Source organism: Levilactobacillus suantsaiihabitans (genome assembly GCF_004745505.1).
Taxonomy (GTDB): domain Bacteria; phylum Bacillota; class Bacilli; order Lactobacillales; family Lactobacillaceae; genus Levilactobacillus; species Levilactobacillus suantsaiihabitans.
Map to the genome: position 1 here is coordinate 1 of NZ_RKLX01000003.1, position 13,542 is coordinate 13,542.

The 13,542-nt window shown below is 52.2% G+C and carries 10 protein-coding genes; 7 read left to right on the forward strand and 3 right to left on the reverse strand.

Going from position 1 to position 13,542, the window contains the following annotated elements; all coding sequences use genetic code 11:
• Nucleotides 1-531, forward strand: a 531-nt coding sequence (locus EGT51_RS02480) for a DDE-type integrase/transposase/recombinase (RefSeq protein ID WP_167850123.1), incomplete at its 5' end; no start/stop codon positions are given.
• 19 nt (nt 532-550) lie between these two features.
• On the opposite strand, the gene EGT51_RS02485 is transcribed toward EGT51_RS02480, so the two are convergent.
• The 3 genes from EGT51_RS02485 to EGT51_RS02495 all read right to left on the reverse strand — a co-directional run bounded on the left by EGT51_RS02485 (nt 551) and on the right by EGT51_RS02495 (nt 4,162).
• Nucleotides 551-1,162, reverse strand: a complete 612-nt coding sequence (locus EGT51_RS02485; RefSeq protein ID WP_135367226.1) for a hypothetical protein — start codon at nt 1,160-1,162, stop codon at nt 551-553.
• Nucleotides 1,163-1,681: 519 nt separating this feature from the next.
• Nucleotides 1,682-3,001 carry an MFS transporter gene (locus EGT51_RS02490; protein WP_135367227.1) on the reverse strand — a complete coding sequence of 440 codons (1,320 nt, stop codon included), beginning with the start codon at nt 2,999-3,001 and terminating at the stop codon, nt 1,682-1,684.
• A 639-nt stretch (nt 3,002-3,640) separates the two neighbouring features.
• On the reverse strand, nt 3,641-4,162 hold the full coding sequence (locus EGT51_RS02495) for a DUF1440 domain-containing protein (protein WP_135367228.1): 522 nt from the start codon (nt 4,160-4,162) through the stop codon (nt 3,641-3,643).
• A gap of 178 nt (nt 4,163-4,340) precedes the next feature.
• On the opposite strand from EGT51_RS02495, the gene EGT51_RS02500 reads away from it, so the two are divergent.
• The 6 genes from EGT51_RS02500 to EGT51_RS02525 all read left to right on the forward strand — a co-directional run bounded on the left by EGT51_RS02500 (nt 4,341) and on the right by EGT51_RS02525 (nt 13,097).
• Nucleotides 4,341-6,611, forward strand: coding sequence for an ATP-binding cassette domain-containing protein (locus EGT51_RS02500; RefSeq protein WP_135367229.1), 2,271 nt, complete (start codon nt 4,341-4,343; stop codon nt 6,609-6,611).
• 228 nt (nt 6,612-6,839) lie between these two features.
• Nucleotides 6,840-8,369, forward strand: coding sequence for a hypothetical protein (locus EGT51_RS02505; protein ID WP_135367230.1), 1,530 nt, complete (start codon nt 6,840-6,842; stop codon nt 8,367-8,369).
• 573 nt (nt 8,370-8,942) lie between these two features.
• On the forward strand, nt 8,943-9,719 hold the full coding sequence (locus tag EGT51_RS02510; protein ID WP_135367231.1) for a WxL domain-containing protein: 777 nt from the start codon (nt 8,943-8,945) through the stop codon (nt 9,717-9,719).
• Nucleotides 9,720-9,836: 117 nt separating this feature from the next.
• The gene (locus EGT51_RS02515; protein ID WP_135367232.1) at nt 9,837-10,907 is read left to right on the forward strand and encodes a DUF916 and DUF3324 domain-containing protein; all 1,071 of its coding nucleotides are present in this window, start codon (nt 9,837-9,839) and stop codon (nt 10,905-10,907) included.
• A 30-nt stretch (nt 10,908-10,937) separates the two neighbouring features.
• Complete coding sequence (locus tag EGT51_RS02520; protein WP_135367233.1) at nt 10,938-11,420, forward strand: hypothetical protein; 483 nt, start codon at nt 10,938-10,940, stop codon at nt 11,418-11,420.
• Nucleotides 11,421-12,026: 606 nt separating this feature from the next.
• Nucleotides 12,027-13,097, forward strand: a complete 1,071-nt coding sequence (locus EGT51_RS02525) for a hypothetical protein (protein WP_135367234.1) — start codon at nt 12,027-12,029, stop codon at nt 13,095-13,097.
• Nucleotides 13,098-13,542: the final 445 nt, after the last annotated feature.

A 13,542-nucleotide genomic window follows, 5' to 3' on the forward strand; every position in this document is an offset into this window, starting at 1 on the left:
ATTCAGGACAATGTTTTGAATCGTAACTTTAAGGTCGCCGGCCCCAACCAGGTTTGGCTTGCGGATTCAACTGAATTGTCATACGGGCCAAAAGGTCAGTTCAAAATCCGACTCAGTGGTGTCTTAGATTTGTGTGGTCGAAGATTAATCGCTTCATTTTTGAGTACTACAGAGACAGCGGCAGCAGAGATTCAGGTTTTTAAACAGGCCTTTGAACAAGCCGGTGATGTGCACCCACTGATCCATACGGATCGTGGGGCTGCTTATACTGCCAAAGCCTTCAATCACTTTTTGACAGGACACAAAGTGATGCGCAGTATGTCTCGACCAGGAACACCTTATGACAATGCGCCAATGGAGCGTTGGTGGAATGAATTTAAAGCGCATTGGATGGAACGTCATCCAATGCCAAACACGTATGAAGAGCTTGTGAAGCTGGTAAACGAAGGTATCCACTACTTCAATTACTTGGATCGTTCCCCAGAAAGAAACGGCCTCACCCCAGTAGAATACTGGAATGAAGCCGCTTAGGGTAAACGTCCATTTTATATTATTTCGAATGACAACTTGACAGGGGCCAGTACAGGTCGCTCTTCACTGTGTCGCGTTCTGGCCCAGATTTTAAGTACTTATCATAATCCGGTTGTATTAGAGAAAATGGCACTCCGATTTGATAGCGAAAAAAATCGCGAGTGAGGCAGACTTGATAAATTATATTATCAAGGTAGTTATTCGGTGACATCATTGTTTGTACAGCATCTAACAATGTTTCGTTGGGAGTAATAGTGACAGGATTTTCCCAATAGGTCCATACACAAGTTTGTAGAATAGTGATGATTGTAGCAGCCGCATCTTTGTAAATTGGGTCATCCTTGTAAGAATTGACTAAATTTTCGTCATATTTATTATCGAGAATATTTTTCACGGTCACTGGATCTTCGGAATTAGGCAGCCAATAATGTTTTTGGCGTTCGCCAGATTTTGAGACGAAGGTGGTGTAGGGCATTTGGATACCACTTATTGTAACTTGGTTATCAGCAGTATTTGAATCAGCCTGGCTTGAGGATGTATTATCTGCCAAAACTGGGCTGGTGTTAAAAATGATACCAAACGATACTAAAGCGAAAATGATCGTAATTATTTTACGAACAGAGCTAAACATTTTAGCCACCTGACTTTCTATGTAATTAATTTTATTATACCATTCCACTACATTAAACGGTGTAAATTAAAAATTATTGAATGGGGTCTTGATTGACTTGAAGCAGTTTAGATTTTTGGCGAATTAATCTAAAATAGCCCGTCCTCGTCACCATTGATTAATTGGCGACGGGGAGCGGACTATTTAATATTTTGAAGATTGAAAGACGAAAATTAGCTGGAACCACTGTGATCATGCGACTCGTGACGTCAAAAGTAGTCGTTTTCAGCCACACAATCCGAACTGTCTGCCTACCGTTCGCCAAGTGTGGGTTGGAACGCTGGGGCGGGTCGAGCCAAAAGGCGGTCTCGCTACCTCGCTTTGAGCCGCAAACCATGTCTCAAAGTGGCCTCATAGTCGAAACGTGCGCCAACAGGCAACTGGTTCCGCTTAACACTGATAGGCAAATAATCCAAGACCGGGATTATCCGCCTATCACCGTTAATGCTCGCCAGTTAACCGCCTGTTGGCCCACTCTTTTTAAGCACCCTTGATGGTGGCCTGCAGTTCTTTTTCGTTGTAGAACCACAGGACCACGAACATCACGATGTACAGGGTCAGGGGAATCCAGGCGTAGTTGAGGATGATGGTGTGTTGGGTGGCGACGTTTTGCTGGTGGTTGGCCACGTAGCCGGACAGGTGGAACAGCCCGGCGGTGACCAGGCCGCCCAGACCCAAGCCGACGTTGACGCCGAAGTCATCCGTGGAGGCCAAGATGCCCTCCGCTTGAATGCCCAGCGCCATGCCGTAGCGAATCGTGTCGGCAATCATGATGGAGACCAAGCCAATGATCAGACCACCGCCCACGGCATTGAGCAGGATACCGGCAAAGATGATGCCCAGCTGGTTGGTCATGACTCCCAGCGTCAAAACGAGTTGGCCACTTCCGGCCGTTAAGATGCCGCGTTGCATAGTAGCCTTTTTGCCCCAGATGTCAGCGCCCTTGATAATTAAGACGACGCCAATCAGCGCCGCGAAGGTGAAGCCATTGGCTAGCGGCACCAATTTTTCACTGTGTTGGATGTATTTGAAATAATAGATTGTGGTCTGGTTCTTGATGGCCGTGGTCAACCAGTACAACAGGATGACCGTGGAAATCACCAGCCACGGCTTGTTTTGCCGCAACATCTTGCTGACGGCGGACCAGGATTGGTGGGATTTCTCCGGATTGGTGAACCGCTCGCGCACGTGAATGAAGGTGTTGAGGATCAGGACCAATGAAATCAGGCCGAAGAGGGCGATTGTGAGCAGAAAGCCTTGTTGCTGGTTGCCGTGACCGAAGAAGGCGACCAGCGGTAACGTGAAGACCGCCACAATGATTTGCACGGAGCTGCCACCAAATTGGCGAATCACGCCCAGCAGGGTCATTTCTGATTCGTTTTGCGTCATGGTCGGCAGAATCGACGTGATGGGCAGGTTGACGGCCGTGTAGAAGAAACCCAGCCCCAGGTAGGTGACGTAGGCCCAGATGAGCTTGCCGGTATCGCCAAACGGCGGAGTGACGAAGGTTAAAATGGCAAAAATCACGTACGGCAGCGCGTACCACAGAAAGAATGGCCGGCTCTTGCCCCATTTGGAATGGGTCCGGTCAATCATCAAGCCGATAATCAGGCTTTCCACCACATCGGCGAGGCGCGCCACGATAAATAAAATCGCGGCAGCACTGGCGGACAAGCCGTAGACGTCGGTGTAAAAGAAGAGCAGGTAGGTGGTCATCATTTGAAAGACCAAGTTATCGGCGGCATCACTGAGGCCGTAGCTAATCCGCTCGGGCCACTTGGTTTGCCAAGGTTTGTTCAATGGGTATTCCCCCTTAAGTTCTCATTCTGATGGGTTGGTAAAATAAGTGCGGGTCGCCTGCGCCTGGCAGGGGTTCCGCCTGCTATGGGGACCGGCCCCAGCCAAAGTGCGGTCTTCCGCCTCGCTTGAAAGCCTGGTAAAAATCACCAGTCTCTCAAGTCGTCCCACGGTGTAACCTGGCACAAAACGCCAGCTAACACCGTCGTCACAGCCGGCTCCGCCCCTGCCAGTCTCCGGCTAGGCAACGTAACGCGTTTGACTAACGTTATCGGCGAGACTAACCATTGTTCGTAACCAAAAGGTCCAGTTGCTGGTCACCCTCAGAAAAGTGGCCATCGCAAGTTGACAACTGGGCCAAAGTATTGACGTAGGACTGTTGCTGGGTTGCTCAACCGTAGTCGTGAGTGGCGCGCCAAATGCGTTCAGCCGTAGGATTTCCCTTAGCGACGAAGTCGGTTAGGGAAATGGCGTCTTTGAGACGCGGGCTTCGGCTCAAAGCGAGTACCGAGACCGCACTTCAGGCTCGGTGCGTCCGCCCACAGCGTTCCAACGCATTTGGCGCGCCGCGGTAGGCGGACAGTTTTCACAATGGTTAGCAGGCAGAATCCCTGACAGCCGGAGGCGTTGGTGTGACGTTTGCTAGTGCCGGCGACTTTCCTGGGTCAGGCGCCGGTAGACTTCGGCGCCGACCAGGTCGTTGGTGACCATCCAGGCGATGTGGCCGAGGGCTTCGGAGACGTGTTCTTCCTTAGGCTGGTCGGCTGCGGACGGCACGGTGCCCATGGCTGGCATGATGCCCAGGTGAAAGGCGACCCAGATGGCCAGGCCGAACCAGGTACCGGCGTCTTTTTTCACGGCCGGAATCTTTTCGCCGATGATTTGGTAAAGCACGGCAAAGGTAGTCGAGAAGCCGAAATGAATGACGTAACTGACCCAAGGCAGTTGGTGGCCAGAATAAGTATAAGTGGCGTGGGTGACTTGCTTGGGAATGCCGAATTGTTCCAGCAGAGTCTGCGGTGGGTTGGTGGCGTCGCGGGCTGCCGTGCGGGGTGGCAAGACGTTTTCCCAGCCGAGCTTGACTAATCCAGAGACGATACCCGCCGCACCGCCAGCGATGATGGCTGCCGGTAAGTTGAGGGGATGACGTTTAAATAAAGACATAAAAGATTTCCTCCTTCAAATAGTTCTACACGTCAAATTATAGCCTTTTCGGTCACTTTTTTGGAGAGGTTTGATTGTGACCTTTAGAACAACCGAGTCACGGTCGCCCACAAAAAATTAGAATATGTTAAGGTGAATTGGTAGTGTTTCGCAACGAAAAAACGAGAGGGGTACTGGGATGCAACCAACATTTGAAAAAGGCTTTATCGACATCAAGGATGCCACGCAAAATAACCTGCAGCACGTTAATTTACGCGTGCCCAAATACCAAACCACGGTGTTCGTGGGCCTGTCGGGGTCGGGGAAATCGTCGCTGGTGTTCGACACGATTGCGGCGGCGTCACGGCGGGAATTGAACGAGACGTTCCCCAGCTTTACGCAACAGTATTTGCCTAAATACGGGCAACCGCACGTCGGCGACATCGAGCATCTGCCGGTCGCCATCGTGATCGAGCAACAACGCTTGGGCAAGAATGCCCGCTCGACGTTGGCGACGTACACCGGGATCTACTCGTTGATGCGGCTGTTATTTTCACGGATTGGTAAGCCATTTATCGGGTATTCCGACACGTTTTCGTTTAACTTGCCGCAGGGGATGTGCCCGGACTGCCAGGGCCTCGGCTACGTGGACGACATCGACGAGTCCAAGCTGATCGACCCGGAAAAGTCGTTGAATCAAGGCGCCATCACGTTTGTCAGCTTCGGTCCCGATACGTGGCGGTGGCGGCGGTACGCGACCAGCGGGTTGTTCGATGACGACAAGCCCATCAAGGACTACACGCCGGAAGAATACGAAATGTTGATGCACGCGCCGCAACAGAAGCTGGCCCATCCCGGCGAAGGTTTCCCACGCACGGCGTTGTATGAAGGCGTCGTGCCGCGAATTCGCCGGTCGGTGATTGGCAAGAAGGAAGCCGAACACCACCGCGAGGCCATTGCGGAAATCGTGACCCGCAAGCCGTGTCCCACCTGTCACGGAACGCGGTTGCGGGCGGCGGTCTTAACCAACCACATCAACGGCAAGAACATCGCCGACGTCACGGCCATGGACCTGAACCACGTGTTGGCATTCTTGCGCGGCATCACCGAACCGTTGGCCACCGACGTCGTGCGGGAGCTGACCACCAAGATTCAGTCACTGGTCGATATTGGCCTGGGGTATTTGACGCTCGACCGCGGGACCAGTTCGCTATCCGGCGGGGAAGCCCAACGCATCAAGATTGCCAAGTACCTGACCAGCGCGTTGGTCGACATGGTCTACATTTTGGACGAACCCAGCGTCGGCTTACATCCCCACGACATCCAGCTGGTCAAGCAGGCGTTGACCCGGTTGAAGGATAAGGGCAACACGATTCTGGTGGTCGAGCACAATCCGGCGATGATCGATTTCGCCGATTACGTGGTCGAAATGGGCCCACTGGCCGGCCAAGGCGGCGGGACCGTGACGTTTACCGGGACCTATCCCGAGCTGTTGGCGTCGGATTCGTTGACGGGAAAATGGCTGCGGCAACCGCACCACTGGGGCGCTGAACGGCAGCCGACGGGGACTTTGCCGCTGCGCCACGTTACCCAAAACAACCTGAAGGACGTCGACGTGGACGTGCCCCTGGGCGTTATGACGGTCATCTCCGGGGTCGCCGGTTCCGGGAAGTCCTCGCTGGTCACCGCGCTCAAGGGCCAGCTCAAAGACGACTACATCGACTTGGCCCAGGCGCCCGTGGGCATCAACATTCGCTCGACGCCGGCCACGTATTTGGGCATCTTGGATGAGATTCGCAAATTGTTCAGTAACGCCAACAATCGGGTGGGCACCAGCCTGTTCAGCTACAACGGCAAGGGCGCCTGCCCGCGGTGCAAGGGGAAGGGCGTCACCATCACCAATATGGCTTTCATGGACCCGGTCGTGCAGACCTGCGAGCTGTGTCACGGTAAACGCTACAGTGATGAGGCCTTGCAGTACACGTATCAGGGCAAAAATATCGCTGAGGTGCTCCAACTGTCGGTCAAGGTGGCCAAGGACTTCTTCGCCGATACGCCCAAATTAGCCAGTCAATTGGGCAACTTGGACCGCGTCGGCCTGGGCTATTTGACGCTGGCTCAACCCCTGACGACACTGTCGGGTGGCGAACTCCAGCGGTTGAAATTGGCCGTGGAACTGGGCAAACAGGGGACCGTTTACCTGTTGGACGAACCCACGGCCGGCCTGCATTTGCAGGACACGGACCGTTTGTTGAAGCTGTTCAACGCCCTGGTGGCCGCCGGCAATTCCCTGATCATCATCGAACACAACCTGGCTGTCATTGGCCAGGCGGACTGGCTGATCGACGTCGGTCCCGACGCCGGCCGCTACGGTGGCCAGATTCAGTACAGCGGCACGCCCCGCGAAGCCGTCAAGGTGGACCAGTCCCGGACCGGCGTGGCGCTGCGGGCTTGGATTGCGGAGAACTAGCGTCGGCCGGCGTCTGTTGAATCTGGCTGCCTCCGGCTCGCCAAATCTGGGTGGGACCGCGCTGATTGCCGCAAAGACGGTGTTCTAATATCTGAAATTGGTGAAACTAGGCGCCTGAGTCGGGCAACGGCAAGGGCTTGGACCAACGATATTTGAAAACATACGTTCCCATTCCACCTAAAATATGCTAAACTAAAAGAACGCAATTTTGCAGAGAGGACGGAGAACATGGCAACCACGATTTTAACGCCGGCGGAAAACCGGTTCCTACAATTGAGTCAGCAGGCCCTGGACCTACCGGCGTTGACGCGGTTGATGCCGCTGTTGCGCGACCACCCGACCATCAAGGACAGCAGTGACTTCTTGACCCGTTCGGCCCGGGCGGCGTTGCTGGAACAGCGGGTGGATTGGTTGAAGCTGAGCAGTACGGCGTGGAAATTGCTGGCGGATTCTCCCTACGTGATCAATCCCAGCAATCAGCGCCTGGACTGGCGTCACTGTGCCCTGTGCCACAAGCCGGTGCGCTACGAATACCACGTGGTGTTGCGCGCCAACGGCCACAAGATTATCGTGGGCTCGGAATGCGTGAAGAAGTTCATGAGCGACGAGATGCAATACCTGATGACCATCACCACCGAGGACAACATCCACGCGGTCGCTCAGTACGATGTCCTGACCGCCCATTATCCGCAGGTCCCCGAAATCTTGTGGGACCCGGCAGCCTTGCCCCATTTGCCAGCCACGCATCATCGCCGTCAGCGTTGGGTCCACAGCGGAACGGCGCACACGGTGACCGGGTATTTGCAACACCGCCAGACGACTTTGCCGGAAACGCAACTCCAGCCATACCTCAGTGAATACGATACCCTGACCACTCTGGACCACGAGGCCGCGGTTGCGGCCAAACGAGCTGCCCAGCGTCGGGCTGACCGGGAACGTCAACTGGCTGAAGAAGAGGCTCAGGCCGCCTGGGACCACGCCCAGCACCAAGAAAGCGCGGCGGTCCAGGCCTTACGCGCCTCCGCACCGTACCAAACGACTTTGCAGCGGGTGGCCGAATTAATCGTGCAACACCTGCCTTTAGCTGAGTTCAAGGCCCAGTTGGCGCAGGTCATCCTGCCACCACAACTTAAAAAGCTGGTCAATTCCTATCAGCTGGGTGTGATGGCCACGGAATTTGACCGGCAACACCAAATTACCGCCACCCGCCTACAAATCGTGCCGCGGTACCTGGTGGCCGACGTCGACCGCTTGAGTCGGCAATTGGCACATCAACGCCAGCGCGATTGGGATGATGACTTGTTCAATGCCGCGGTGGGATTTGACTGGACTCACGATCAGCGCCAGGCGCGTCTCGACCAGTTGCGTCAGCCATGGGAGGGACGCCAAGTTCCCGCCGCAGTCTTTAAGGATTGCCTGACGATCCGTGAGCGCTTGTCCGCGGGGCAACCGGTGCCCGCAACTTGGCCGGCAGCCGTGCGACGGGCCTTCGCCCACCGCCTGGCCGTTCAGCCCCAAACCGGCTGGGTGCCCGCCAAGAAGAATCACGTGACCACCGCCCAGCTGCGGCAGTTGGCCCACAGCCACCCCGACTTTCCGGCGGTGGCCACGGCCTATCACCGGCTGTACGCCTTACCTGCCGCGACGGAAGCGGCCACGTTGTCGGCTCTGCAACAGTATTATTTATTGCTAGCGGATAAGCGGGCCGAGCGGCAAAATGTGACACATGCGTTGGTTCAGAAATTGTTAGAGGATTAGTGAAAAGCCAGTGACGGCGAGGGATTCCGGGTCACTGACTTTTTTTACTGTTCTAAAATTTGCATCATACGGTCGAGTCTATTCGTTATTTTTTAAATAAAACAACCCCTAATAGTTTAGGGGTTGTTTTTAGTCACCATATACAGTGTTAATGGTTGTCCACCACTCACTAGGACGGCAGATACTGTCACGATAGGCATTATCGTGATAATAACGAATATTGTCGTTTGTTAGACAAAATAAAAAATCTGTTGTCCAATTATTTGATTGCGAGTTAATTCACATTAATTTAAAACCGCTATCAATACCGGAATGCCGGCGTTAAAGGGATTTTAAGTTTTATTTAAAAAAGTTAATGATTATTTCCGGAAAAAGGTTTACATGTTCATAATTTGGACTTATAATGTTGTTGTTACATAGTTAAGCAAACGTTACATGTTTGCCGCCGCTGATCCTATATGTGGAGTCGTTACTTGGGAACGGCTGGAAATTGGATGAGTGACAACGACTATCGTATGGTGCTTAAGGGTTTGTCAGTTTTTGGAATAACCAATACAGAGGGGTGCATTCTTTATGAAGAAATCTATTAGTAGTATTTTGTTAGCCAGTGCGTTGTTACTCGGTTCCATCGCGCCAGTGGCGGCCAATGCGGCAACTAACACGGGGAGCATGACTGGGAAGACTACCGGATCCATTAGTTTTAACAAGCCAGCCGCAACGACTGATCCAGTCGATCCAGATAATCCTGGTACGACGGATCCTGGTGACAAAGGTGGGGTCGATGTTGACCCAGATAATCCAGCAGGGGACTTGGCTTTGCTGTACGTTTCTAATGGAATTAACTTCGGGACACATGATGTCTCGACCCAAACGACTAAAGCAACGGCCGAAAGTATCGACAACACGCGGTCTACTGGAACCGGTACAGCCATTGCAAACAATAAGAACTTACTGACTGAAGTCACCGATACTCGGGGTACCAACGCTGGCTGGTCCATTAGCCTTAGTGCTGACCCGATGACGGTTGATGGTAAGACTGACAGTACTTCAAATGGCGATAACACGTTGAAGGGTGCCCTGTTGAACCTCAACAGTAAGAAGGCCGCAACAATCAAGAGTAGTTCTGATACAGAAAGCGGCATCACGCAAAGTGCCGTTACTGATATGACGACGGATGGTACTTCCACACAACCCATTTACGGGGCAAAGGAAAACAGTGGGATGTTGACCACGACTTTCCAAATGGATCCAGGCGACATTCAATTAAGCTCGATTCCAGCCAACGTTAAAGGTGGCGTCACTTATTCTGGGAACATTAACTGGACGTTGAGTGATACGCCAGCTGAATAATTGCATTACGCGGTAAATGGGTGTTCATTTGGTGAAGGATGAGCACCTTTTTACCTTACATAAGTCGGTAACATGAACGACAAATTAAAACTAACTAGGGTAGTCAGGGGTGTAAGGATGCAAGGTATTAAACGGATTCAGTTTATCGTTTTAGCAGTTTTTAGCTTGATTTTAGGTGGCTGGGGACTCACCGCAGTCGCACAGGCCGCTGGGGAAAACGAAGTTGGGTATAGCGTGAAAGCCGCGATCCCCAAAAATCAGATCAACAAGAAGAACTCTTTCTTCGATTTGAAAATGAAGTCGGGGCAGACGGAGAATTTGCAGGTCCGAATCTACAACGTGACCAACCAAAGCATCAAGGTCCAAACGGCCATTCATACGGCGTGGACCAGTAGTGCCGGTGCGATCGAATACGTTAAGCCGGCCAAGTCATTTGATTCGTCGCTCAAGTACAAGATGAGTGACATCAGTAAGCTCCAAGGAAAATCGACAGTGACGATTCCAGCGGGCAAGTCCCGCGTGGTGACGGCTAAGGTCAAGATGCCAACGACTGCGTTTAACGGGGTCATTCTAGGTGGCTGGTACTTTAAACGAATCGATCACCAGGTCACGGGTAACGTCAAGGGAGCTAGCAACCTCCGGAATAGCTATTCTTACGTGGTGGGAATGAAGTACACCATGGGCAGTCAGACGCCGTTTCCTGATTTGAAATTAGGCAAGGTCGCCGCTGGCTTAGGTGATTATCACCGCGGAGTCTTCGCTGACTTGCGGAATCCTAAAGCGGTCATCATTCCCGACCTTAAAATGAAGACGACCATCACGAATCGCAATGGCAATAAGCTAGTCAAGCAAGCCACGAAGGACAATGTCCAAATGGCCCCGAATACCACGTTCCGGTACCCCATTTACTTTGGCAAAGAAGAATTAAAAGCCGGTAACTACCACCTCCACATGGTAGTGAAGAACACGGATCGGACCTGGGTATTTGACCGTAACTTCACGATTACGGCTAAGCAGGCCGCGCAATTCAACCGCGGTTCGGTCGAGAATTCTGGGATTAATCTGTGGCTGGTGCTGGCGCTAGGGGCGCTGGGGATGTTAGTGCTCATTCTCTTGATTCTCTTAATCATCTACTTGATCCGGCGCAATAAGAAAAAACAAGATGAGCAGGAGCAGGCTGAATCTTAGACCATCTACCTGAAAGGGGGAGCGTTGGTCATGAAAAAATTTATCATGAAACTGATGTTGGTGCTCACGCTGGCTTGCGTGCTAAGCCTGGGAACTTCAGCGCTCGCCGATAATGTGGTCAGTCGCGGGGAAACGCAAGTGGGAATTACCTTTACTGGTAGCTCCGTGACCGGGACGGCTGATGATGAGATTCCGACCGGCAAGACACCGATGAAAATACCATCCGCGGCGGATACTGCCGAACGTCATGGGCGTAGTGGGGGAACTCAGCGAACCCAAAACGGCCGAGCAGGCGCGACCGCAACAACGCCTAACACCTCAGTAGCCCAACCACGAAAGCACGGCTTGTGGGCAGCCAAGGCTGCTGCCGCGGACATGCTTGCCGGGCGGCTACCCCAAACCAACGAAGTGCAGTCATTACTGGCGGATATGGTCGGTATTTTGTTGTTGCTCGTCGTGATTCTGGCGGCAATCGTTTACTGGCAAGCCCGCTTATTACGAGAGAGGGAGTGAGTCAAGATGAAGCTAGGTAAATGGATAATTCAGCTTGGCTTGTTCCTGGCTGTCGTTTTTGGTCTGGGAACCCTGGTACTACCGGCACGCGCGGCGACATTGCCGGCGGGAGCTCGTGCGGTGAATACGCAGAGTGCGTTCTATAAGCCGCATGTGACCCCTGTAGGGGATTCGGATCCTATTGACTGGTCGCTTGTTGCAGACTACCCAAAATTAGCAGCGCCAATTGCGGCCAATAATCTGTCACCAAACGGTCGGGTCACAAATAAGACGACTAAAATCTATATTTCAATATCAGGTAGGTTTTTGGCACAAAGTGGGTCTAATATTACGAGTGTCAAGCCGTTCGTTCGGAATGGTACGAAAGTCCTTAATTTAGGAACGAGCACGGTACTTTTTCCCACAACGGTCAGCACAGCATTAGATAGCTACTATGAGATTGATGTTGATTTGTCGCGGATTCAGAACCTCATTCCGTTAAACGTTGGCTTTGCTGTGACTTATCAAAATTCGTCAAAGACTGATTATCTAAAGTTTGCTGAACTCCTTGAGGATGCTGAGCTTGAAAGAGAGTGGGGTGGGGGTTCTCTGACGACTGATCCCAAAATGTATATTGACTCTACCATCACGACCAACGATCCAACTACGGGGAACGTCCGGAACATTAAAGGATCCGATAAAAAGATTACAGGGGTGGGTTATCCCGGGTTAGATATTGAGCTGACGATAACTGATACAAACGGCAAAGAAGTTGTGTACGATAGTCAAATTGGTTCGGATGGTAAATTTGAATTTGACTTGCCCGACTATGTTGGTAAATTGACGAGTAAGAAGACAGTTGGTGTACAGGAGTATAATGATACCGGGGACGCTGTTGGCGCCGTTGCAAATGTCATTCCGGTTCTGGATATTACTACGAATAAACAGGCACTAAGCATCGACCCAGATACTTTAGAAGACAACATTGCCGGCAAGAGCGACAGCGACATTCTAAAATGGATTGCCCAACAGGCAGGCATTACGGTGTCGTATTTGGGCGACCAGTATAACTTGAGCGATGTGACCTTGAAATCTGATCAAACTGATTTAGCGACCCAGATTGCTGATCTGGCAAATGGCAACAGTCTGACCGTTAAGATTGGGGCGACGAATTCAGCGAATATCTCGACCGTTGATACGGCGGATATCACGTTGACGCGGACTGACGGAGCGCTGAGTTTTACGTCTATCAGCCCAACGCTTGAATTTGGTTCAGTCGCGGTGCCTAGTCAGGAGATGCTATTTGCACCGACGACTCAACCGGATATCTCAATCAGCGATACTCAAGCGAGTGGGACGCCGTGGTACGTGATGGCCCAGGCGACTGACTTGACCTCAACTGATGGCCGGAAGTTGGCAGGACACATGGTCTACGTCGATGCCGATGGGGAAAAGGAGTCCATGGCCAATGCGGTTCAAGTTGCTACCGGTGTACGAGACCGGAAGACGACTTACCCGCAAAACACGGCCAGCAAATGGTCCACGAAAAATCAAGGTCTCACCGATCCCGCGACGGGCCTCTACATTGATGCACTGCCAACGGTATACGCGGGCGGCGATACGATGCAATACCAGGGAACAATTTCCTGGCAGTTAACCAATGCCCCAGGTTCTGTGGGCAGTGATATTAGCAATTAAAAACCTTAGGCGTATGATGCTAAAAATGGCGGATCCGCTCATCGCTTTAAGATGAGTGGGTCCGTCATTTTTGATGAGGTTGTCCAGTCAGTAAGAAGCGGCCACGCTGTCGGCACTGCAACAATACGTGTTGTTGCTAGCAGATGAGCGTGAGCAGCGGCGAGAGGCGACCCGTGACTTGTTGCAGCAACTGTTAAATGACTAGTGACCAGTCTGAATTGCCCGGCTCGGTCAGTGCGGGCATCAACGACACAACCGCCTAAACAATGAAATAGCTTTGGCAAGTTGGCGTACTAACTCACGGGTAATCGTGGTGTGGGGACGCCTTTTTGTTGACTGGGAACCAAAAGTCGGATTTGACGCATAAACCGGTTTAATAAAGTGATACGCCATCCAACCTTTTACAAGATTAGTATTGTGAAAACGGTTGCCAACAGAACCCGGT